Raw genomic sequence first — 22,852 nt, forward strand, 5'->3', positions numbered from 1 at the left:
TTCGCCGATCGCGGGCCCTCCAGCAAAAAGGGCGGCTCACTCGAGCCGCCCTTTCGTTTTGCTTACGCCGCTTCCTTCTTGCGGCTGGCCTTCTTGCGTTCGTTCGGGTCAAGGATGGCCTTGCGGATGCGGATCGACTTGGGGGTGACTTCGACCATTTCGTCGTCGTCGATGTAGGCGATGGCCTGTTCCAGGGTCATGATCTTGGGCGGGGTCAGGCGGATGGCGTCGTCCTTGCCGCTCGAACGGAAGTTCGTCAGCTGCTTCGACTTCATCGGGTTGACCTCGAGGTCTTCCGGCTTGGCGTTCTCGCCGATGATCATGCCTTCGTAGAGCGGGGTGCCGACGCCGACGAAGAGGATGCCGCGCTCTTCAAGCGGCCCGAGGGCATAGGCCACGGCTTCGCCGTTGCCGTTGGAGATCAGCACGCCGTTCTTGCGGCCTTCGATCTTGCCCTTGTGCGGACCGTACTTCTCGAACAGGCGGTTCATGATGCCGGTGCCGCGGGTGTCCGAAAGGAATTCGCCGTGGTAGCCGATCAACCCGCGCGAGGGGGCCGAGAAGGTGATGCGGGTCTTGCCGCCGCCCGAGGGGCGCATGTCGGTCAGCTCTGCCTTGCGGATGGCCATCTTGTCGACCACGGTGCCCGAGTGCTCGTCGTCCACGTCGATCATGACGGTTTCGTACGGTTCGAGCAGGTTGCCGTCCTCGTCCTTCTGGAACAGCACGCGCGGGCGGCTGATGCCGAGTTCGAAGCCTTCGCGGCGCATCGTCTCGATCAGCACGCCGAGCTGGAGTTCGCCGCGCCCGGCGACTTCGAAGCTGTCCTTGTCGGCCGATTCAGTGATGCGGATGGCGACGTTGGATTCCGCCTCGCGCTCAAGCCGGTCGCGGATCATGCGGCTGGTGACCTTGCTGCCTTCGCGGCCGGCCATGGGCGAATCGTTCACGGCGAAGCGCATCGACAGGGTCGGCGGATCGATCGGCTGGGCCTTGATCGGCACGGTCACTTCCGGCGCGGCGATGGTGTTCGACACGGTGGCGACGGTGAGGCCGGCGAGGGAGATGATGTCCCCCGCCTTTGCTTCGTCAACCGGAACGCGATCGAGGCCGCGGAAGGTCATGATCTTCGACGCACGGCCGGTTTCGATGACCTTGCCGTCCATGTCGAGCGCACGGATCGGATCGTTGACGCGGATCACGCCCGACTGGACGCGGCCGGTGAGGACGCGGCCGAGGAAGTTGTCACGATCGAGCAGCGTGGCGAGGAAGGTGAACGGCGCGTCCTCATCGAGGTTCGGCGGCGGCACGTGATCGACGATGAGCTGGAACATCGGCTCCAGCGTGCCTTCGCGGCGATCGGGATCGGTGCTGGCATAGCCGTTGCGGCCCGAGGCGTAGAGCACCGGGAATTCGAGCTGTTCGTCGTTGGCATCGAGCGTGACGAAGAGGTCGAACACTTCGTCGAGCACTTCCTGGATGCGCTCGTCAGGACGATCGACCTTGTTGACGACGACGATCGGGCGAAGGCCCAGGGCCAGCGCCTTGCCGGTGACGAACTTGGTCTGCGGCATCGCGCCTTCCGAGCTGTCGACCAGCAGGATCACGCCGTCGACCATCGAGAGGATGCGCTCGACCTCGCCCCCGAAGTCGGCGTGGCCCGGGGTGTCAACGATGTTGATGCGCACGCCGTTCCATTCGATCGAGGTCGGCTTGGCAAGGATGGTGATCCCGCGTTCCTTTTCGAGATCGTTGGAATCCATCGCGCGCTCTTCGACGCGCTGATTGTCACGGAAGGTGCCGGACTGGCGGAAGAGCTGGTCGACGAGCGTGGTCTTGCCGTGGTCGACGTGGGCGATGATCGCGATATTGCGCTGCTGGGCGGACATGAAAACTGGCTTTCGGTTGGAATCGGCTGGAGTCGGCACAAGCAGCGCTCGCTCCGGTTTCGGCGCGCGCTTACTCGGAATTGTGCGTTGCGGCAAGCACGCTTCTATAAAGCAGTGCGTTGCGGCAAGCTTGGTGTGGAGAAGCGGGCAATCGGTTGCAGGTGTGACTATCATGCAACAGCGCATCAAAATGCATGAACTATGCGAAGGATTTCATCGAACTGGAATTGTTCGCATGTTTTCCGCGCCCTAGAAGGTCGGTTGGGAACTAGGATGACCTTCCGGCCTGACAAATGGCCACTGCCCGGCAAAGCCAGGCGGGTGAACAGAGGAACAGTTTTGCAGATGAAATCCGTAATTGCCGGTCGTGCCGGCCAGGCCGCGCTCCTTGCCGGAGCCTGCGGTCTTGCTCTTGCCTTCTCTGCCACGGCGCACGCGCAGGATGCTGCCGCGACGACCGAGGAAGAGGCGCAGCCGGCACCGCCCGCGCCCGATCAGGTGGCAGAGGGCAACGAGATCATCGTCACCGCCACGAAGCGCGAGCAGACCCTGCAGGACGTGCCCATCGCCGTTTCGGTGACGAGCGCGAAGACGCTTGAGCAGGCGCAGATCCGCGATCTCAAGGACCTGACGAGCGTGGTGCCGTCGCTGCGCGTCACCCAGCTGCAATCGAGCGCGAACACCAACTTCATCATCCGCGGCTTTGGCAACGGCGCCAACAACGCCGGCATCGAACCTTCGGTGGGCGTGTTCATCGACGGCGTCTATCGTTCGCGTTCGGCTGCGCAGATCGGCGACTTCCCGGACGTGCAGCGCATCGAAGTGCTGCGCGGGCCGCAATCGACTCTGTTCGGCAAGAACGCCAGCGTCGGCGTGATCTCGATCGTGACGGCAGCGCCGAAGTTCGAGTTCGGCGGCAATGTCGAGGCGAGCTACGGCAATTACGATGCGGTGGTGCTCAAGGGCGTGGTCACCGGTCCGGTGACGGACGGGCTGGCGGTGAGCCTTGCCGGCGGCATCAACAAGCGCGACGGGTACAACAAGGACCTCGGCACCGGCAACGACACCAACGAGCGCAACCGCTGGTTCGTGCGCGGACAGGCGCTGTGGGAGCCCAATGCCCAGGCGCGGGTGCGCCTGATCGGCGACTATTCGAAGATCGACGAAAACTGCTGCGGGGTCGTGAACTTGCAGCCCAGCGCTTCGACGCAGGCGATCCGCGCACTGGGCGGGCGCGTGAACGGTCCGAACGAGATCTATGCCAACCGGGTCTATTCGAATATCGATTCGGTCAACGATATCGAGAACTGGGGCGCATCGGGCCAGGTCGATTACGACTTCGGTCCGCTGACCTTCACCTCGATCACGGCCTACCGGCGGCTGGACGCATTCACCAACCAGGATTCCGACTTTACCAGCGCGGACCTGATCGGGTTCAACGCGCAGGATCAGGGCATCAAGACCTTTACGCAGGAACTGCGCGCGGCCACCAACATGGATGGCCCGCTCAATTTCCTTGTTGGCGGATACTATTTCAACGAGAATATCCGCCAATCCAACCAGCTTGGCTGGGGTGAGGACGCGCGCGGCTATGCCGACGTGCTGATCCGGGGACTGACGCAGAACACCCAGTCGCTGTCGAGCATCGAGGCGACGATCAGCGGGCTGACCGGCACCAACTACACCGGCCGGTTCTTCGTGGCAGGGCAAAAGCTCGACGAACGCTATCGCCTGCGGAACGAGGCTTTTTCGGTCTTCGGCCAGGCAGACTTCAAGATCGGTGACCGGGTGACCGTGACGGGCGGCATCAACTACACCAAGGACAAGAAGGACTTTGCCGCGTCGGCAACATCGTCCGACGTGTTCGCCAACCTTGATCTGGTGCAGATTGGTGGCACGGCCTTGAGCCGCGGCTTCATTTCGACCGCGCTGGGCACGACGGACCCGCTGGCCATCGCGGCTTTTGCGCAGGCCAATCCGGCGGTGTTTGCCAACCTTCAGGCGCAGGCCTCGGGCTTTGCGGCGCTGAACCGGAGCCTTTCGACCGAAGCAGCGGCGGCCGACGCCAATCCGCTGACCGTGGGCAATCCGCTGCTGGCGCTGCAGGATCTGCAGTATCTGCCGCCCTTCCTGGCCGTGCCGAACGCTGTGGAACCGGGCCGGACCCGCGACGACAAGTTCACGTATATCGTGCGCGTTGCCTTTGACCTGACCGACGACATCAATGTCTATGCGAGCTATGCGACCGGCTTCAAGGCAAGTTCGATCAACCTCTCGCGCGACAGCCGTCCGCTGCTGAGCGATCGCGATGCCCTGATCGCGCGGGGGCTGACGGTGGCCAACCAGACCTATGGCAGCCGGTTCGCCGGGCCGGAAAGCTCCACCGTCTATGAAATCGGGCTTAAGGCGGACTGGGGGCTGGTCACGGCAAACCTTGCTGCCTTCGACCAGCGGATCAATGGCTTCCAGTCGAACACGTTCACGGGTTCGGGCTTCGTCCTGGCCAATGCCGGCAAGCAGTCTGTTCGCGGTATCGAGTTCGAAGGCACGGTCAAGCCGGCCAAGGGCTGGCAGTTCAACGTGGCGATGACCTACCTCGATCCGAAGTACGACAGCTTCGTGCTTTCGGCGGTGGGCGACCTTTCGAAGACGCGACCGGCAGGCATCCCTGCGATCTCATCGACATTCGCGGCAAGCTATGACCATGAATTCGACAGCGGCCATCACCTGATCCTGCGCGGCGATTTCCATTATGAATCGCCGGTGCAGATTGCCGAGGGGCTGCCCGGCTTCCTTGATGGCGGCACGAGCATTGCGATTGCCGCAGCACGTCCGTTGCGCCGTGAGGTGAACGAAGCCAATGCCTCGATCACCTGGGCCATGCCCAGCGGCTTCGAGCTGACGGCGTGGGGACGCAACCTGACCGACAACCGCTATCTGCTGCAGATCTTCGATACGCCGGCCCAGCCGGGATCGATCTCCGGCTATACCAGCCAGCCGCGCACCTATGGCGTGGCGGCACGCTACCGGTTCTGAGGCGGAGGCCTTTGAAGGGGGAAGGGGAGCTTCGGCTCCCCTTTTTCGTTCGGGCGGAGCGTCCCGCGTCGGCAGCGTCGGGTTGTGCGCGTTGAGGGCGTGGGTGGCGGAAAGGTCATGGACCCCGGCCTTCGCCGGGGTGACAGGGGTTTGGAGGCTGATCGGGGGAGACTCGATCACTCATGTCTCGTAATCCCGGCGAAGGCCGGGATCTACTCGGCTTGTGGGTGGCGCGAGTTTCGAGACGGGAACTCGCTTGTCGCCGTTCAGCGGCTCGGCATCGCTTCCGAGGAGGGTGCGGCTGCGGCATTGAAAGGCCGGGCGTGGAGCGGCGGGAAGGCGTCTTCCAGCGGCTTGGTATCGGGCAGGATGTAGACATAACCGCCCTTCTTGCCGAACATCGGGGCGATCTTGCCGTTGTAGAGCGCCTTGGGGACATTGATGCAGCCGAACGTGATGCGGTTGTCGTCAATGTCGGGCGAAAGCATGCGCCTGGTGCGGTTTTCCTTGGGATTGCCGCTGGGGATCGTGTGGATGGCGACGGAGGTTGCGTAATCGACCCACAGCACGCGGGTGTTTCCTGCCGCCTTGCCGAAGCGGGCGAGGAAGCGACCTGCCGGCGTCGTCTTTTCGGCCGGGCCGATTTCGGCGAGGCTCTTGTTGCCGATGCCGGGCGTGGCGTCGTCCCCCAAGGCACGGCCGATGAGCACGGGGCCGAAGCCGACCGGCTTGCCACTGGCATCGAACGCGAAAATCGTGGCGCTGGGCTTGTCGATCACGAGATAGGGCAGGCCGTTGTTGTCGCCGGTTTCGTTCACCCACGACGTCACGCGCTGCGTGGGGATTGTCAGGTCGGGCATTTCGACCGGCTTCTGGACGGATTTGGCACTCTTGCGCTTCTGCGCCTTGGCTTGCGAAGCGGTCGCTGTTGCCGCTTGGGCAGGCGCGGTCATCGGGGAGGGGAGCGCCAGCGCCACACCGGCAATCGCCGCAAGAGCCTTCATCATTTCAAACGTCACTCGCACCAGAAACGAAAAACCGGACAGGTTTCCCTTGGTCGTCCGACCACAGGAGGCCTGTCCGGCATTTTAACGCAACAAGCGCTGATTAGTTGCGCGGACGCTTCTGCTGGGCCTGCATCATGCGCTGGTCCATGCTGTCGACGCGGCCAGTAAGCTGGTCGAGGCGCTGGGTGTTGGTCTGAGCCTGCGCGTTGGCGGCCTGGGCCTCGCTGCGGGCGGCCTGGGCAACGCCGTCAGTTGCCTGGAGGCGGCTTTCCACGCCGTCGATGCGCTGGTTTACCGTTGCGATCTGCTCGTTGACGTAGCCCTTGGTGGCGCAACCACCGAGGCCCAGCGATCCGGCGAGAATTGCGACGGCGGGAATGATCTTGAGGGACGGCGTCATGTAATGCTCCTTGATGAAACCTGTTGGTTTTTTGGCGAACCGCAGCGGCAACGCGCAGATGGGCCAAACAGATATGGGTGAATCGGCGGAGCGTTTGCTGGCGGGGGCGAGTTGCCGAACGCGCGACAGGGCGTTTCGGGATGTCGACGGCCGGTGGTCGCGACAGGCGTTTGAGCAGGTAGTTGCGGGTGTCGCCTGCCCACCCCCGACCCCTCCCGCCTGCGGGAGGGGAGATTAGGCGTTCTGGCAGTTTCGCAAACGAAAAGGGCGCGCCTTGCGGCACGCCCCTTGCGGTTTGCAGTGTGAGATCCGGCGCTTACTTCGGCGCGAGGACCATCAGCATCTGGCGACCTTCCATGCGGGGGAAGGCTTCGATCTTGGCGATCTCGGCAACGTCGTCCTGCACCTTGCGCAGCAGGTTCATGCCGAGCTGCTGGTGCGAAAGCTCACGACCGCGGAAGCGCAGCGTGATCTTGACCTTGTCGCCTTCACCGATGAACTTCACGACGTTCCGCATCTTGGTGTCGTAATCGTGGTCATCGATGTTCGGACGCATCTTGATCTCCTTGATCTCCTGCGTCTTCTGGCTCTTGCGGGCGAGGTTCGCTTTCTTCTGCGCCTCGTAGCGGAACTTGCCCACGTCGAGGAACTTGCAGACCGGCGGGTCAGCGTTCGGGGAAACTTCAACGAGATCAAGGCCGACTTCGGCAGCCTGTTCGATCGCTTCGCGGGTGTACATCACACCCAGGTTCTCGCCGTTCTCGTCAATCACGCGCACCTTGGGCACGTTGATCATCTGGTTGTAGCGAGGCCCGCTCTTGACGGGGGGCGCCATCATGCGCCGCGGTGGGGGAGCTATAGTGCTTTCTCCTGCAGTTTTTGCCGAATATGGTTCCGGGCGCTCATATCACAATGTGCGTTCAGATAAAGGGCGGTTTTGCCCTTGGTTCCTGATCGTGCCGGATTGGTTTGGGCCTGTTGCTTTCAGGCTGCAGCGCGCCAGAGGTTGAAGCGGGCGAGCTTCTCTCCGGCGGGAACGATCGCGTCGATCGAGCGGGCCGGCTGAAGCGCCCTGAGGATCGCCGGGTCGCCAGCGTTCATTCCGCCGGTCAGCGATCCAAAAGCAGGGAGAATCAAGCGGTTCTCGCTGGCCACGGCGCAAGGGCGGGCGATCGTGCGGCCGCGGATCGAGACGCGCAGCTTGGGGTGGAAGTGGCCGGAAACTTCCGCATCGGCGGTGCCTTTGCGGGCAATATGGCGCAAGGTGAGTCCGCGCACGGTGAGTTCATCGACCAAGGTTCCGCCCGGTGCCGAGGCGTCTTCATCATGGTTGCCGGTGATCCAGACCCAGTCCGTGGCACGGGTGAGGGCATCGAGCATGCCGCCGGCGTGGGGCTCCATGCGGGCAACGGCGGCGGCATCGTGGAACGAGTCGCCAAGGCAGAAGACGCGGCGGGCGCCGGTCTCGCGCAGGGCCTGTGCGATGCGTTCGAGCGTGGCGCGGCTGTCATACGGCGGGAGCATCTGGCCGTGGCGGGCAAAGAAGCTGGCCTTTTCGAGGTGCAGGTCTGCCACCAACAGTGCGTTCTCCTCGGCCCAATAAAGCGCACGGGATGCACCGAGGCGGAATTCCTGTGAAGCGAACGAAAAGGGAACCATGGCTTTCCCTTGCCGGATCGCGATTCCCTTGGCAAGTCGGTCAGACTGATTTGGGGGAATGCATGACCGACTGGACGACCCACACCACCCGCGCCCGTGCCTGGTTCGAGAGCTTGCGTGACCGGATCTGCGCGGAGTTCGAGGCTATCGAACGCGAGGCGGGTTCGGATGCGTCGTTCACCTATACGCCGTGGAACCGCGAGCATGAGGGCGAGGCCGTCGAGAACGGCGGCGGCGGCGTGCAGGGCCTGATGAAGGGCAAGGTGTTCGAGAAAGTCGGCGTGAACGTCTCGACCGTGCAGGGTGAGTTCTCGAAGGACTTTGCCGGGTCGGTCAATGGGGCGAGTGCGGAGGCGCCGGGCTTTACCGCAACCGGCATCAGCCTCGTCGCGCACATGCGCAACCCGCACGTGCCGGCGGTCCACATGAACACGCGCTTCCTGACGACGAGCAAGGCGTGGTTCGGCGGTGGCGGCGATCTCAATCCGCCGATCCCCTATGATGAAGACACGGCCGAGTTCCACGCCGAGTACAAGGTCGCCTGCGACCGGCACGACCCGGAATACTATCCGAAGTTCAAGAAGTGGGCGGACGACTACTTCTGGATCCCGCACCGCAAGGTGCATCGCGGGGTAGGGGGCATCTTCTACGATCATCTGGAATGCGCGGACGATGCGGCGTTCGAGGCGAACTTTGCCTTTACGCGCGATGTCGGCGATGCCTTCATCAACGTGTTCCCGCATCTGGTGCGCAAGCGGATGGGGATGGATTACTCGCCGGAGGAGAAGCTGACGCAGCTCGAGTATCGTGGCCGCTATGCCGAGTTCAACCTGGTGTGGGACCGCGGCACGCTGTTCGGGCTCAAGACTGGCGGAAACATCGACGCCATCCTGATGAGCCTGCCGCCGGAAGCTGTCTGGAGCTGACGTGATCGAGGCGGAAGGCCCGGCGCTGAGGCACGGGTTCCACAACGTAGCGCCGGGTGATCTGGCATGCGTGGTCACTGCGCTCGAGATGCTGGCGCCGCCCGAAGGCTTGCGCCGGCTGGTGCCCGAGGGCGACGTGCCGGTGCAGCTGGTACGATGGAAGGAGGCGGCGCCCGAGAAGTACCGCCTGCTCTACAAGCGTATTGGTGGGCCGTGGCTGTGGTGGACGCGGCTGGGCAAGAGCGATGCGGAGATTGCGCAGATCATCCATGACCCGCGCGTGCAGCTTTTTGCCGTGGCCGACCGGGCGGGCGTCGAAGTCGGGATGCTGGAACTCGACTTCCGGGAAGAAGCGACGTGCGAGATCGTGTTCTTCGGCTTCATCAAGGGGGCTACGGCCAAGGGGCTGGGCAAATGGCTGATGCGGCGGGCCTTGCAACTGGCGTGGGGGCCGGGGGTGAAGCGCGTATGGCTGCACACCTGCACCACGGATGACCCGCGTGCCTTGCCGTTTTACCAAAGCCAAGGCTTTGCGCCTTTTGCGCGCTTCGTGGAGATACTGCCAGACCCGCGCGTCGCCGGCCTTCTGCCGCAGGACATGGGCAGCGCTCCGATTATCCTCTGATAGAGCAAGTCGATTGCATTTAGGCGGTATTCCCCCTTGCAGGGAACGCCCGCTTGCCGCCATTTAGGGCACAGATGCTCCGCCAGTACGAACTTGTCGAACGTGTGCTTGCCTATGATCCCGATGCGGACGAGGCGATGCTCAACCGTGCCTATGTCTATACCGTGCAGAAGCACGGCACCCAGAAACGGGCGAGCGGTGACCCCTACTTCTCGCACCCGGTGGAAGTGGCGGGCCTGATGACCGAGCTCAAGCTCGATCAGGACACGATCATCACTGCGCTGCTCCACGATACGGTGGAGGATACGCTCGCCACCGTGGACGAGATCGAGCGCCTGTTCGGGCCGGACGTGGCACGGCTGGTCGATGGCGTGACCAAGCTCTCGAAGATCGAGACGATGAGCGAGAGCGAGCGCGCTGCGGAGAACCTGCGCAAGTTCCTGCTGGCGATGAGCGAGGACTTGCGCGTCCTGCTGGTTAAGCTGGCCGACCGCATGCACAACATGCGCACGCTCCACTATATCAAGAGCGAGGAAAAGCGCCGGCGCATCGCGCGCGAGACGATGGATATCTACGCGCCGCTGGCCGAGCGCGTGGGCATGTACGAATACATGCGCGAGATGCAGCTGCTGGCGTTCGAGCAGATCGAGCCCGAAGCCTATGCCACGATTACCGGCCGGCTGGCCGCGATCCGCAGCGAGGAAGGCGCGCAAGTCGATGCCATCGCGCTGGAAATCAAGAAGGCGCTGGCCGAGGCGGGCATGCGCGTTGAGGTTTCAGGGCGGGAAAAGCACCCCTATTCGATCTGGCGCAAGATGGCCGAACGGCACGTTTCGTTCGAGCAGATCACCGACATCATGGCCTTCCGCGTCCTGACCGACAACGAGGACGACTGCTACAAAGCATTGGGCATCCTCCACCGCGAGTGGCAGATGATCCCGGGGCGGTTCAAGGACTATATCTCGACGCCGAAGATGAACGGCTATCGTTCGCTGCACACGGCGCTGATCTATTCCAACGCGATGCGCGTGGAAGTGCAGGTCAAGACCCACGAGATGCACGAGCGCAACGAGTTCGGCCTGGCGGCGCACTGGGCCTACAAGCAGGGCGACCGGCCCGACGGGCAGGTCGGCTGGCTGCGCGACCTGATCGAAATCCTCGAATCCAGCCATGATGCCGAGGAACTGCTCGAGAACACCAAGATGGCGATCTATCAGGATCGCATCTTCGCCTTCACGCCGAAGGGGGCGCTGTTCCAGTTGCCCAAGGGCGCGACGCCGATCGACTTTGCCTTTGCCGTGCACACCAAGCTCGGCGCGCAGGCTGTTGGCGCCAAGATCAACGGGCGGCACGTGCCGCTGCGCACGCCGCTCGGCAATGGCGACGTGGTGGAGATCATCAAGAGCCGCACCTCGGAGCCGCAGCTATCGTGGCTGGGCTTTGTCGTCACCGGCAAGGCGCGGGCCGCGATCCGCCGTTTCGTCCGCCAGAAGGAGCGCGCCGAAGTCGCCGCCATCGGGCGCAAGCTCTATGAGGAAATCGTCGAGCGGCTGCCGACCAAGATCGGCAAGAAGGCGCTGAACGATGCGCTGAAGCGGTTGAAGCTGGCGAGCGAGGAAGACTTCATGTTCGCCATCGGCTCGGCCAAACTGGACGACCGGCACGTGATGGAAGCGCTGGTGCCGGGCAGCGCGGCGAACATTCCGGAAGAGAACTGGCCGAGCCAGAAGCGCGCGATTGCGGTGCGCGGGTTGACGCCGGGCATGGCCTTCAAGCTGGCCGACTGCTGCCACCCCGTGCCCGGAGACCGCATCGTCGGCCTGCGCCGCCCCGGCAAGGGCGTGGAAGTCCACGCGATCGACTGCATGAAGCTGGCCGACGGCGTCGATGCCGACTGGATCGACCTGTCATGGGACGCCCGCACCGACGGCGCAATCGGGCGGCTGCGGGCAGAACTGTACAACCGCCCCGGCACGCTGGCCGAGATGGCCGGCATCTTCGCCAAGAACCACGCCAACGTGGTCAACCTCGAGATGACGCAGCGGGAGAACCCGTTCCATACTTATGAAGTGGATCTTGAGGTGCGCGATCTGGCGCATCTGACGCGGATTATTTCGGCGCTGCGGGCGAGCGAGGCTGTGGCGCAGGCGGAGCGGATTTGAGGGGGTGACGGCGGTGCGCATGATGGACTTGGGGATTTATGGACGTGTTATTGTAAGGCTGCGGTCTTTACCTCCCAGTAATTCAGGATAAATATAATTCAATCAACCGTTTTCCTCAAGCTAAGTTACATTCTCAGTCCTTCGGAGAAATTCATGTCTCGTAAATGCGATGTATATACGGTCTTTATTGCGTCTCCTTCTGATCTTATTGACGAGCGCATAGTTATACCAGAGGTGATAAACGACTGGAATGCTTCTCATGGGTTGCCCAACAATATAGTTTTCCTGCCCATAAAATGGGAGACACACGCTACTCCCCAACTTGGTGAGCGGCCTCAGGAAATTATAAATCAACAAATACTAAGGGAGTGCGATTTATTAGTTGCATTATTTTGGACTCGGATAGGACAGAGTACCGGAAAAGAAGAAAGTGGAACTGTGGAGGAGATAAAGGAATTTGTTGGCGAGGGTAAGCCTGCTCTTTTATATTTTTCGGAAAGACCGGTTCCTCCGAACAAAATTGATGCGGAGCAACTCCTAAAGTTAAATTCCTTTAAGAAGGAAATAAAATCTCAGGGATTGATTGAAACATTTTCCGATTTATATGATTTCAGGGCAAAATTCTCACGTCAATTAGGTATGACAATTGGTCGAATTGTATCGGAATCGCAGGGTAGGGCGAAGATAGCAAAGACAAAGGTAGAGGCTATAAAGACTGCTTATGTTCCTAATCTTACAGAGGATGAAATTCGTAATTGGCTTTTTAAGGCTTTTGCAATAACGGCTCGTGAAGATGGTTCAGCTAATCTTTCAACATTGGCTGGATACCTTGCGAGATACACCCCAGTTGATTATAAGACTTTAGGCTTTTCAAAGCTAAAGCCTTTCCTTGAATCTCATGCGATGTTCGATTTTGAAGTTATTAGTCCAACCCATCAGTTGGTGCGTTTGAGGGAGAGATCTGGCTAGATGTGTATAAGCCGCAGCAACATTTTACCCTATCCCCGAATTCAAGTCCACGATCACAAGGCGCGGGTTTGGTGCTGATTGGATGGGTTTGGTTGGTGGTGGTCATCACGCTTTCTTCTGGCTGTCTGACCACTGGGTAATCTTACGATCTCCAGATTACGTCATCCGAACTTTATCCGGGATAGGGCTTTCTTTGGCGTTTTGCGGGCCGGAAGAAAATGGGACCCCGCATCGGGGTCAGAGGAGAGGCTGAGTTTGAGGGTTAGTTGTCTGGCCCGTCAGGCCTGCAGCGCCACCTCAACCACCTGTTCATTCAGCATCGCCCCGCCGAAGATCGTCAGAAATGCGATGTCCGCTGCGTCGCGGCCCACGCCGATGATGGCGGTTGTGGCGGGGTCGGCCATGCCGGTGGCGTCGACGAGGTGCCAGTCGCCGGCGAGCCAGACCTGGGCGAGGGCGTGGAAGTCCTGGGGGGTGACGTCGGGGCTGTAGGCACTGACCATTCTCGCAGGGATGCCGAGGCCTCGGACGAGGGCGATCAGGAGGTGGGCGTAGTCGCGGCAGACGCCTTCGCGGGCGTGGAAGGTGTCGAGCGCGGTGGTGCCGCCGTGGCTGGCGCCGGGGACGTAGGCGAGGTGGGTGGCGATCCAGTCGCGCACGGCCTCTACCGCCGCGCCGCCGGTCAGGTGGCCGAACATGTCGACCGCGGCGGCGTGCATCGTGTCGACCGGGCAATAGCGCGAGGGGAACAGGTATTCGAGGACTTCGCCGGGCAGGGCGGTGAGGTTGTCTGCGGCCAAATTGGCAAGGGGCAGGGGCTGGCGGTCGATCTCGACGGTGACGTTGTAGGATACCTCGAACCGCGTTTGCGGCTCGAGCCAGAGGCGCTCGCCCAGGCCGTCATGCCCGGGGACGGTGTGGGCGATGCCGGGCATGGTGATGCAACGGGTTTCGAGCAGGCGCTGTCCCGCCAAGTCCGCAACGCCGAGCTGCATCAGCACCGGAGCGGGGCCAGCCATGGCATAGTCGAGCGATGCGGCGATGCGCAGGCGAGTGGTGATGGCGATATCCGACGCTGGAGGGACGGCCGCCCAGTCGGCGCCGTAACGCTTCGCTATCTAGCGGCCGCAGCCCTTTGCGCAAACAGCCATGCGACGACGGCCGTTATAAAGATCGACAGCAGGTTCTGGGAAAGCGATGCGCCGTCCTGCGCGATTTGATGGGTTACGGTGGAGACCAGTTCCAGCGCGATGAAGCCGCACGCCGCCAACATGCCGAGGCGGCTGTATCGTGGCCGGACCAGTGCCAGCAGCAGCAGTAGCGTGAGCGCAAGCTCGGTGATGCCGACGAAGCGTCCGAGCCATTCCGGCAGATGCACGGTCCATGCGGTGTGGCGCATCAGTTCCTCGCGCGAGGAGAAGACCTTGTGCCAGCCGACGAACCCGTGAAATGCCGCAAGCAGCAAGGTCAGCGGCACGAGCAGGGCCAGTCTTACAAGCGGCGGAAGACGCAGTGCGGCCATCGAATTCTCTCCCCCTATATTATTAGAACCTGTGGTCTAATATGGATCGGGGGTGGTGACAATCGGTAAGGTTGGAGGTCAGTCGTCGGTGTCGTACGTGGCATCGAGGGCAACCGGACCGCGCTTTGCCAGCCTGAGCTTGATCGCCTCGCGCGCATGCATCAGGCGCTGGTTGATGTGGGCTTCGAGCAGGCGGCCGAGCCATCCCGCGTCTATGCCCTGCCGCACGATGCGGGCGGGGTTGCCCGGGCCGATGAAGTCACCCGGAACGTCGCGCGTCACGACGTAGCCCACCGCGACGATATGGTGGGCAAGGGTCATTGCTTCGGCCGAGTGAAACTGCGCGCCGGGGGTTTTGACCTCGCGCCGCGATTGGGGTAAAGGTTGCTCCATATCCGAGCAGGACCGTGCCACGAACGGCGCGCAGTCCGCCTTTTGTGCTTGCGTAGCGGTTGACGTTGCAGTCGAAACCGCCTAATCGCGCCTTTCACTCAATTCCGGACGCAATCTGCAGGTGCAGGGTCAAGGCTCTGAAATATTGCAGAAATCCGGGATTTCCCGAGTGAGTTTTCGCGATGAGATAGGCGGCGTGAGTGATTCGCGCGGCCTGTGGAGCAAACGGAGAAGCAAGTGGCTCGTATTGCCGGGGTCAACATCCCCACCAACAAGCGCGTGATCATCGCGCTCACCTATATCCATGGCATTGGCGCTCACAAGGCCAAGCAGATCGCCGACAAGCTGGGTATCGAACACACCCGTCGCGTGGCTGATCTTTCGGACGCCGAGATCCTTCAGATCCGCGAAACGATCGATGCCGAGCACACCGTGGAAGGCGATCTTCGTCGCGAAGTGGCGATGAACATCAAGCGCCTCATGGACCTCGCGTGCTATCGTGGTCTGCGTCACCGCAAGGGCCTGCCGGTCCGCGGTCAGCGCACGCACACGAACGCCCGCACCCGCAAGGGGAAGGCCAAGCCGATCGCCGGCAAGAAGAAGTAAGACCTTTTCAGGTCCTTCTTCCGTCCCAGTTTCTCGAGGATAGTAAACAATGGCACGCGAACCTCAGCGCATTAAGCGCCGCGAGCGCAAGAACATCACCAGCGGTGTTGCGCACGTAAACGCCAGCTTCAACAACACCATGATCACCATCACCGATGCCCAGGGCAACGCCATTTCGTGGTCGTCGGCCGGCATGATGGGCTTCAAGGGCAGCCGCAAGTCGACGCCGTACGCTGCGCAGGTCGCAGCTGACGATGCCGGCAAGAAGGCTGCGGAACATGGCGTCCGCACCCTCGAAGTCGAAGTCAAGGGTCCGGGTTCGGGCCGCGAGAGCGCCCTGCGCGCACTCCAGGCGGTCGGCTTCACCATCACGGCGATCCGTGACGTGACTCCGATCCCGCACAACGGCGTTCGTCCGTCGAAGCGTCGTCGCGTCTGATCCTGCCTATGGTGGATGGGGTGCAGGTACCGGCGCCCCTTTCACCCAATATCTCGACCGGAGCCGGGAATTAAGCATCCCGGCAACCGGCAAAAGCCCGCACAAACCCCAGGGGAATTCCATGACTGTCAACATCAAGAACTGGCAGGAACTGAAGAAGCCCAACAATCTCGAGATCAAGCCGGGCAACGACGCCAAGCGCCGCGCGACTTTCGTCGCCGAACCGCTTGAGCGTGGCTTTGGTCTCACCCTCGGCAACGCGCTGCGTCGCGTGCTGCTCTCCTCGCTTCAGGGCGCGGCGGTTACCTCGATCAAGATCGAGAACGTCCTTCACGAATTCTCGTCGCTCGCTGGCGTCCGCGAAGACGTGACCGACATCGTGCTCAACGTGAAGCAGATTGCCCTCAAGATGCAGGGCGAAGGCCCGAAGCGTCTGCAGCTCTCGGCCACTGGCCCGGGCGAAGTGAAGGCAGGCGACATCGCCGTTACCGGCGACATCGAGGTCATGAACAAGGACCTCGTGATCTGCAATCTCGACGAAGGCGCGACGTTCAACATGGAACTGACCGTCGACACCGGCAAGGGCTACGTCCCCGCCGTGTCGAACCGTCCGGTTGACGCGCCGATCGGGCTTATCCCGGTCGACTCGCTCTACTCGCCGGTGCGTCAGGTTTCGTACAAGGTCGACAACGCCCGTATCGGTCAGGAGCTTGACTACGACAAGCTCAACCTGACGGTCGAAACCGACGGCACGATCACTCCGGAAGACGCCGTGGCCTATGCCGCGCGCATCCTCCAGGACCAGCTCGCGCTGTTCGTCCACTTCGACGACCAGGTGCCGGTCGGCCACGTTCCCTCGGTTGCCGGTGGCGTTGCTGCCCATGCGCCGGAAGAGAGCGATGCCAACCAGCTCAACCGTTACCTTCTCAAGAAGGTCGACGAGCTCGAGCTGTCGGTGCGTTCGGCCAACTGCCTCAAGAACGACAACATCATCTACATCGGCGACCTGGTCCAGAAGACCGAAGCCGAGATGCTGCGCACGCCGAACTTCGGCCGCAAGTCGCTCAACGAGATCAAGGAAGTCCTCTCGTCGATGGGCCTGCGCCTCGGCATGGACATCCCCGGCTGGCCGCCGGAGAACATCGAAGAGATGGCCAAGAAGCTCGAGCAGGAGCTGCTGGGCTGATCCATTCGGCCCATGCGGGGCTGCGAAGCGCGGTTTCTTGCGTTCAGGTGCTCACGTACTGAAAGTACGGTGCGCTCCGGCACTCGGAAACCACGCTTCTCGCTTCTACCTGGCCCAAATGGTTTTAGCCGAGCCTGGCTTGGCGAATTACGGGATTTGGTCAGCCCGCTAACTGACCTGGATCGGGGTACCTCGTACGGCCCCCCTACGAACGGAAGGGAAATACCATGCGTCATAAACTTGGCCAGCGTAAGCTGGGTCGTACTTCTGCCCACCGCATCGCGATGCTGCGCAACATGGCTGCTGCGCTGATCAAGCATGAGCAGATCACCACGACGACGCCGAAGGCGCGCGAACTGCGCCCCTACATCGAAAAGCTGATCACGCTGGGCAAGAAGGGCGGCCTTTCGAACCGTCGTCTCGCCCATGCCCGTCTGCTTGACGACGCCCAGTTGCAGAAGCTGTTCACCGTTCTGGCCGAGCGTTATGCCGACCGTAACGGCGGCTACACCCGCATCATCAAGGCTGGCATCCGCGCTTCGGACGCGGCGCCGATCGCCGTGATCGAACTGGTCGACCGTGATACCTCGGCCAAGGGCCAGGATTCGGGCCCGGTGATGACCGCCGATGAAGACGAATACGAAGCCGCGTAATTCGCGTTTCGGTTCGACTGACGAGATTGACGGGCGGGGCCATTGGCTCCGCCCGTTTTTCTTGAGTGGGACTTGTGCGTGACAGGGAGGCGGCTAGTTTCGGCTGCAACCGAATGATTCACCGGAAAGCCTTCCCATGCCTTTGCGCCAATTCCTGTTCGCCACTGCGGTGGCGGCCGTCAGCCTGTCTGCACCTGCCCATGCCGGAGAAACAGCCGTGAACTATCCCGAGACCGACCGGGGCCCGGTGGTCGAGACCCATTTCGGCGAAAAGGTTGCCGATCCCTACCGGTGGCTGGAAGCGGACGTTCGCGTTGACAGCAAGGTTGCGGCCTGGGTCGAGGCACAGAGCAAGTTGACCGATGCCTATCTCAAGGCGCTGCCGGAGCGGGCCGGGTTCGAGAAGAAGCTCAAGGGGCTGTTCGACTATCCCCGTTGGGGCGTGCCCCGCGAGGAAGGGGGGCGGCTGTTTCACACCTACAATTCGGGCCTGATGAACCAGGCGCAATTGCTGGTGCGCGATGCAGCCTCACCGCAGGGACGCGTGTTGCTGGACCCCAATGGCTGGGCGAAGGATGGGGCAACCGCGCTTGACGCGTGGGAGCCTTCGCCGGACGGCGGAACCCTTGCCTATACGGTGCAGGACGGCGGTTCGGACTGGCGGACGATGAAGTTTGTCAGTGCGAGTGACGGGAAGGCGCTGTCCGACGAAATCAAGTGGGTGAAGTTCAGCGATATTGCCTGGGTCGGCAACGATGGCGTGCTCTATTCGCGCTTCGAGGCACCGAAGGAAGGCGAGGCGTTCCAGGCGCTGAACTACAACCAGACCGTGTGGTATCACAAGCTGGGCACGCCGCAGACCGAGGACCGGCCCGTCTTTGCGACGCCTGACAAGCCGAAGTGGGGACACGTGGCGCAGGTCAAGGGTAAGGGGCGCTGGCTGGTGGTGACGAGCCATGAAGGCACCGATCCCCTGTCAGCCGTGTTCGTGGCGCCCATCGGCAAAGCGGATTGGAAGTTGCGGCCGCTAATCCCCGACATGACCGCGCAGTGGGATTGTTTTGACGCGACAGGCGATACGCTGTGGTTCGTGACCAGCAAGGACGCGCCGCTCAAGAAAGTGGTGAAGGTCGACCTTTCGGGGGCCGAGCCGGTCTGGACTACGGTGGTGGAGCAGAGCGATGCGAACCTCGACGGGGCGGCGATCGTCGGGGGCAAGCTCTATCTCAATTACCTGCGGGACGTGAAATCGCAGATCAAGGTCTACGCCCTTGACGGGACGCCAGCGGGTGAGGTGGCGCTGCCGGGTATCGGATCGATCACCGGCTTCTCCGGCAAGCCCGGCGACCGGACCGGATACTTCGGTTTCACCAGCTTCACCACGCCCGGAACCGTCTACAGCTTCGACGCGGCCAGCGGCAAAGTGGCGTCGTGGCAGAAGGTGCCGCTGAACTTCGTGCCCGAGGACTACAAGGTCGAGCAGGTGTTCTATCCATCGAAGGATGGCACGAAGGTCCCGATGTTCGTGGTCAGGCGCAAGGATGCAAAGGGGCCGGTGCCGACGATCCTGTATGGCTACGGCGGCTTCAATATCTCCTTGCCGCCAGCCTATTCGGCGGCGCGCATGGCCTGGCTGGCGAGCGGTGGGGCCTATGCCGTTGCGAACCTGCGTGGCGGCGGGGAGTATGGCGATGCCTGGCACGATGCCGGGCGGCGGGCCCGCAAGCAGAACGTGTTCGATGATTTCATCGCGGCAGGTGAATGGCTGATTGCCAATGGCGTGACGGCGAAGACCGGTCTTGCGGTGGAAGGCGGATCGAACGGCGGGCTGCTGGTGGGCGCGGTGGTGAACCAGCGGCCCGACCTGTTTGCAGCGGCGCATCCGGCGGTGGGCGTGATGGACATGCTGCGCTTCGACCGCTTTACCGCTGGGCGCTACTGGACCGATGACTACGGCCGGCCCGATGTCGAGGCGGACTGGCGGGTGCTGCGGGCCTATTCGCCCTATCATAACGTGAAGGCTGGCACGCCATATCCGGCGCTGCTGGTGACGACGGCGGATACCGACGACCGTGTGGTGCCGGGGCACAGCTTCAAGTATGCCGCCGCGCTTCAGGCCGCCGGACTTGGGCCGAAGCCGCAACTGATCCGCATCGAAACCCGCGCGGGGCACGGATCCGGCAAGCCGATCTCGAAGCTGATCGAGGAAACGGCTGACGTCTATGCCTTTCTGGCGCATTGGACGGGGCTGAAAGCCACGGACTGAGGGATAAGGGCATCTCCCGCAGCACGTTGCGTTGTGCTAGGCTTGTGCCAACGATGATGCGGGAGATGGCAAGGTCTGCGCGCGGCCTGTTGGGCGGCGCACTTCTGTTGGCGGCGCTGCTGCCAGCAGGCCGGACAGTTGCGGACAGTTCCGAAGCGGCCTTTCCTGAGGCCACTGGCGGCTCCAGCCCCGGTAGCGGCAAGGCCATGCTTGTCCTGCCGAAGACAGCTTATCCAGCGACCCGGGCCGATGCGCTGGTCGAGCAGGTTTTCGGGCAGCGGGTTGCCGATCCCTTCCGCTGGCTTGAAGCCGATCCGCGCACCGATGGCGCGGTTGCTTCGTGGGTGGCGGAGCAGAACGCCTTGAGCGGGGAATATCTGGCAAGGCTCCCCGGCCGTGAGCGGTTTGCCGGTCGCATTCGCGCCCTGTTTGATTTTGAGCGCTATGGCCTGCCGCGCAAGGCGGGGCGCAGCTATTTCTACACACGCAATTCCGGGTTGCAGAACCAGTCGGCGTTGTGGGTCCGCAAGGGCGTGGAGGGCAGGCAGCGCCTGTTGATCGATCCGAATGGCTGGAGTGCCGATGGTTCACTGGCACTGGCGCAATGGGAGCCATCGCCCTCGGGAAGGTACGTTGCCTTTGCGGAGCAGGAGGCGGGCAGTGACTGGCGCACCTTGCGCGTCGTCGATGTCGGGACCGGACGCATCCTTGATGAGCGCATCGCCTGGGCCAACGACACGGATATTGCCTGGGTGGGCGACGAGGGTTTCCTCTATTCCCGCTTTCCCGCGCCACGGCCGGGCGATGATCCGCGGGCGCCGCGCTTCAACAAGGCGGTGTGGTTCCATCGGGTAGGCACTGCGCAGGATCGGGACGAACTGGTTCACGCAACGCCCGGGCAGCCGGAGTTGAGCCACAAGGCGCTGGTAACGAGTGACGGACGCTGGGCCGTGGTGATCAGCGAGGTCAGCACCGACAAGCGCAACGCGGTGCATCTGATCCAGCTTGGTGGCAGGCGGGCAGGGCAGTGGATCGTCCAGCCGCTGGTTCCGGAGATCGCCGACCACTGGCGCCTGGTGGCAGGAATTGGCAATCGCTTGTGGTTCCTGACCGATCGTGGCGCGGCGAACTATCACCTGGTCAATATCGACCTTGCCCAACCCCGGAAGGGCTGGGCCGTGGTCGTGCCCGAGCGCGGCAATACGCTGGAAGGCGCGCGGATGATCGGCGACCGCTTCCTGCTGTCCTACCTGAAGGATGGCCAGACAATTGCGGTGATGACCGATCGCAGCGGCAGACCAGGCAAGGCGATCACGCTTAACGGCATCGGCACGGCAAGCGGTTTCGGCGGACGGCCGGGCGATGCGGAGACGTTCTACCAGTTCACCAGCTTCAACCTGCCGCCCGCGATCTACCGCATGGACCTGCAGAGCGGCGCGGTGACACCGTTTGCTGTGCCCAAGATGGCATTCGATCCGGCAGACTATCTGGTCGAGCAGCGCCAGTACCCTTCGAAGGACGGGACGATGGTGCCGCTTTACGTCGTGCGCAAGAAGGCGCTGGCGGCGGCAGGCAAGCCGCTGCCGACCCTGCTCTATGGCTATGGCGGTTTCGACATTGCCCTGACGCCGGGCTATTCGCCGGTGCGCATGGCCTGGCTCGAGGCGGGCGGAGCGTTCGCCTTGGCAAGCATCCGTGGCGGCGGCGAGCTGGGGCGCACCTGGTACGAAGCAGGGCGGCGCGAGAAGAAGCAGAACAGCTTCGACGACTTTATCGCGGCAGGCGAATACCTTGTGAAGGAAGGCATCGCGGCCAAGGGCGGCCTTGCGATCCAGGGCGCATCGAATGGCGGCCTGTTGGTGGGAGCAGTCGTGAACCAGCGGCCCGACCTGTTCGCCGCGGCCAATCCCGATGTCGGCGTGATGGACATGCTGCGGTTTGACCGTTTTACCTCGGGCCGGTTCTGGGTGGACGATTATGGCCGTCCTGATCGCGAGGGGGACTGGCACACGTTGCGCAGCTATTCGCCCTATCACAACATCATCGGGGGCAGGACCTATCCGGCCATCCTCGTGACCACTGCGGATAATGATGACCGCGTGGTCCCGGCGCACAGCTTCAAGTATGTGGCGGCGCTGCAGTCGGCTGACATCGGTGAGCGGCCGCGCCTGTTGCGGGTGGAGGCCCGCGCGGGGCACGGGGCGGGCAAGCCGGTGGACAAGGTGATCGGCGCAGGCGCGGATGTGCTTTCGTTTCTGGCCTACTGGACAGGGTTGGCGGCTAACGCGCAGGGCAAGTGATATCGTTCAGGTTGGCTGGTGTTTATCTGAACAAACCCTGTCGGCCCGGTTCAGCGTCTTATCACGGCGAATCAGGCAAACCTTCATGCATGGCGGGAAAGGCCCGCCGCTTTGAAGGATCTGAGCCATGAAGACTTTTTCCAAGGCCCTGGTCGGAACTGCTGCCGCCGCCGCGGTCGCGGTGTCTTCGGCCTCTCCCGCAGTTGCCCGCGATCATCGCGGCGGCATCGACGGAGGTGACATCATCGCTGGAGCGCTGGTGATCGGCGGAATTGCCGCCATCGCTGCTGCGGCAAGCAACAACAACGACCGCGACTATGACCGCTATGGCTATGGCGATGACTGGCCCAATAGGGACTGGAGGGTCCGGGACGGTTGGAACGACGGGCGCTATCGCGATGGCTACTATGGCCGCGGCAACCCGCGCCAGGCAATCGAACAGTGCGTGCGCACGGCAGAGCGCAACGCTGCCCGGTACAGCTATGGCCGGGCCGACGTTACCGACATCCGCGACGTGAGGAACACCCGCTGGGGTTATGAAGTGCGCGGTCGTATCGCGGTGAACACGCGCGGGCGCGATTGGCGCAGTGGCGACCGCTACTACGGTAACGGTTGGGGCGGCGACTATCGCGGCTGGAACAACTCCCTGCGCGGTTACGACAGCGGCTCGTTCAAGTGCAAGGTGGAGCGGGGCCGGGTGGTCGATCTCGACTACAGCGGCATTCGCGGCCTCTGACGCATGAAAAGGCAGGCGGTTCAGGCATCGGAAAGCCTGGGCCGCCTAGCCCTGCAGGAATGACGGGCGCCGACGGCC

At 62.6% G+C, this 22,852-nt stretch carries 20 protein-coding genes; 12 read left to right on the top strand and 8 right to left on the bottom strand.

Going from position 1 to position 22,852, the window contains the following annotated elements; genetic code table 11:
• Positions 1–62 precede the first annotated feature (62 nt).
• Positions 63–1,889 (bottom strand): translational GTPase TypA, encoded by a 1,827-nt coding sequence (typA, locus tag ACZ1JY_RS00710; RefSeq protein ID WP_465130029.1) that lies wholly within the window; start codon positions 1,887–1,889, stop codon positions 63–65.
• A 345-nt stretch (positions 1,890–2,234) separates the two neighbouring features.
• Between typA and ACZ1JY_RS00715 the strand changes: the two genes are divergently transcribed.
• Positions 2,235–4,925, top strand: a complete 2,691-nt coding sequence (locus ACZ1JY_RS00715) for a TonB-dependent receptor (protein ID WP_465130030.1) — start codon at positions 2,235–2,237, stop codon at positions 4,923–4,925.
• 266 nt (positions 4,926–5,191) lie between these two features.
• On the opposite strand, the gene ACZ1JY_RS00720 is transcribed toward ACZ1JY_RS00715, so the two are convergent.
• From ACZ1JY_RS00720 to pdeM, 4 genes are all read right to left on the bottom strand, one after another.
• Complete coding sequence (locus ACZ1JY_RS00720) at positions 5,192–5,932, bottom strand: L,D-transpeptidase (protein WP_118074237.1); 741 nt, start codon at positions 5,930–5,932, stop codon at positions 5,192–5,194.
• 100 nt (positions 5,933–6,032) lie between these two features.
• Positions 6,033–6,332: a hypothetical protein gene (locus ACZ1JY_RS00725; RefSeq protein WP_039335290.1), complete on the bottom strand. Its 300-nt coding sequence runs from the start codon at positions 6,330–6,332 to the stop codon at positions 6,033–6,035.
• A gap of 316 nt (positions 6,333–6,648) precedes the next feature.
• Positions 6,649–7,170, bottom strand: a complete 522-nt coding sequence (gene infC, locus ACZ1JY_RS00730; RefSeq protein WP_039335224.1) for a translation initiation factor IF-3 — start codon at positions 7,168–7,170, stop codon at positions 6,649–6,651.
• A gap of 146 nt (positions 7,171–7,316) precedes the next feature.
• Positions 7,317–7,991 carry a ligase-associated DNA damage response endonuclease PdeM gene (pdeM, locus tag ACZ1JY_RS00735; protein WP_118074236.1) on the bottom strand — a complete coding sequence of 225 codons (675 nt, stop codon included), beginning with the start codon at positions 7,989–7,991 and terminating at the stop codon, positions 7,317–7,319.
• Between the two features lie 62 nt (positions 7,992–8,053).
• Here pdeM and hemF point away from each other — a divergent pair, with 62 nt between their 5' ends.
• The 4 genes from hemF to ACZ1JY_RS00755 all read left to right on the top strand — a co-directional run bounded on the left by hemF (position 8,054) and on the right by ACZ1JY_RS00755 (position 12,673).
• Positions 8,054–8,917 (top strand): oxygen-dependent coproporphyrinogen oxidase, encoded by an 864-nt coding sequence (gene hemF / locus ACZ1JY_RS00740; RefSeq protein WP_465130031.1) that lies wholly within the window; start codon positions 8,054–8,056, stop codon positions 8,915–8,917.
• A 1-nt stretch (position 8,918) separates the two neighbouring features.
• Positions 8,919–9,542, top strand: coding sequence for a GNAT family N-acetyltransferase (locus ACZ1JY_RS00745; protein ID WP_465130032.1), 624 nt, complete (start codon positions 8,919–8,921; stop codon positions 9,540–9,542).
• A gap of 74 nt (positions 9,543–9,616) precedes the next feature.
• The gene (locus ACZ1JY_RS00750; RefSeq protein ID WP_465130033.1) at positions 9,617–11,704 is read left to right on the top strand and encodes a RelA/SpoT family protein; all 2,088 of its coding nucleotides are present in this window, start codon (positions 9,617–9,619) and stop codon (positions 11,702–11,704) included.
• Positions 11,705–11,857: 153 nt separating this feature from the next.
• Positions 11,858–12,673, top strand: coding sequence for an OST-HTH/LOTUS domain-containing protein (locus ACZ1JY_RS00755; RefSeq protein ID WP_465130034.1), 816 nt, complete (start codon positions 11,858–11,860; stop codon positions 12,671–12,673).
• A 278-nt stretch (positions 12,674–12,951) separates the two neighbouring features.
• On the opposite strand, the gene ACZ1JY_RS00760 is transcribed toward ACZ1JY_RS00755, so the two are convergent.
• The 3 genes from ACZ1JY_RS00760 to ACZ1JY_RS00770 all read right to left on the bottom strand — a co-directional run bounded on the left by ACZ1JY_RS00760 (position 12,952) and on the right by ACZ1JY_RS00770 (position 14,516).
• On the bottom strand, positions 12,952–13,692 hold the full coding sequence (locus ACZ1JY_RS00760; RefSeq protein WP_465130035.1) for a transglutaminase-like domain-containing protein: 741 nt from the start codon (positions 13,690–13,692) through the stop codon (positions 12,952–12,954).
• A gap of 95 nt (positions 13,693–13,787) precedes the next feature.
• A complete protein-coding gene (locus ACZ1JY_RS00765) occupies positions 13,788–14,195 on the bottom strand; it encodes a DoxX family protein (protein ID WP_465130036.1) in 408 nt (135 codons plus the stop codon).
• Positions 14,196–14,273: 78 nt separating this feature from the next.
• Entirely contained in the window at positions 14,274–14,516 is a 243-nt protein-coding gene (locus tag ACZ1JY_RS00770; RefSeq protein WP_465130037.1) for a hypothetical protein, read from the bottom strand.
• Between the two features lie 309 nt (positions 14,517–14,825).
• On the opposite strand from ACZ1JY_RS00770, the gene rpsM reads away from it, so the two are divergent.
• The 7 genes from rpsM to ACZ1JY_RS00805 all read left to right on the top strand — a co-directional run bounded on the left by rpsM (position 14,826) and on the right by ACZ1JY_RS00805 (position 22,774).
• Entirely contained in the window at positions 14,826–15,194 is a 369-nt protein-coding gene (gene rpsM, locus ACZ1JY_RS00775; RefSeq protein WP_039335281.1) for a 30S ribosomal protein S13, read from the top strand.
• A 49-nt stretch (positions 15,195–15,243) separates the two neighbouring features.
• Positions 15,244–15,633, top strand: a complete 390-nt coding sequence (gene rpsK / locus ACZ1JY_RS00780) for a 30S ribosomal protein S11 (RefSeq protein WP_008065643.1) — start codon at positions 15,244–15,246, stop codon at positions 15,631–15,633.
• A 121-nt stretch (positions 15,634–15,754) separates the two neighbouring features.
• Positions 15,755–16,819 (top strand): DNA-directed RNA polymerase subunit alpha, encoded by a 1,065-nt coding sequence (locus ACZ1JY_RS00785; RefSeq protein ID WP_039335210.1) that lies wholly within the window; start codon positions 15,755–15,757, stop codon positions 16,817–16,819.
• A gap of 227 nt (positions 16,820–17,046) precedes the next feature.
• Positions 17,047–17,472, top strand: a complete 426-nt coding sequence (rplQ, locus tag ACZ1JY_RS00790) for a 50S ribosomal protein L17 (RefSeq protein ID WP_118074227.1) — start codon at positions 17,047–17,049, stop codon at positions 17,470–17,472.
• 136 nt (positions 17,473–17,608) lie between these two features.
• Complete coding sequence (locus tag ACZ1JY_RS00795; protein WP_465130038.1) at positions 17,609–19,738, top strand: prolyl oligopeptidase family serine peptidase; 2,130 nt, start codon at positions 17,609–17,611, stop codon at positions 19,736–19,738.
• A gap of 65 nt (positions 19,739–19,803) precedes the next feature.
• A complete protein-coding gene (locus ACZ1JY_RS00800; protein WP_465130039.1) occupies positions 19,804–22,038 on the top strand; it encodes a prolyl oligopeptidase family serine peptidase in 2,235 nt (744 codons plus the stop codon).
• A 127-nt stretch (positions 22,039–22,165) separates the two neighbouring features.
• Positions 22,166–22,774: a hypothetical protein gene (locus ACZ1JY_RS00805; protein ID WP_465130040.1), complete on the top strand. Its 609-nt coding sequence runs from the start codon at positions 22,166–22,168 to the stop codon at positions 22,772–22,774.
• Positions 22,775–22,852 lie beyond the last annotated feature (78 nt).

Source organism: Novosphingobium sp. BL-A-41-Hi4B-X5A (genome assembly GCF_055521705.1).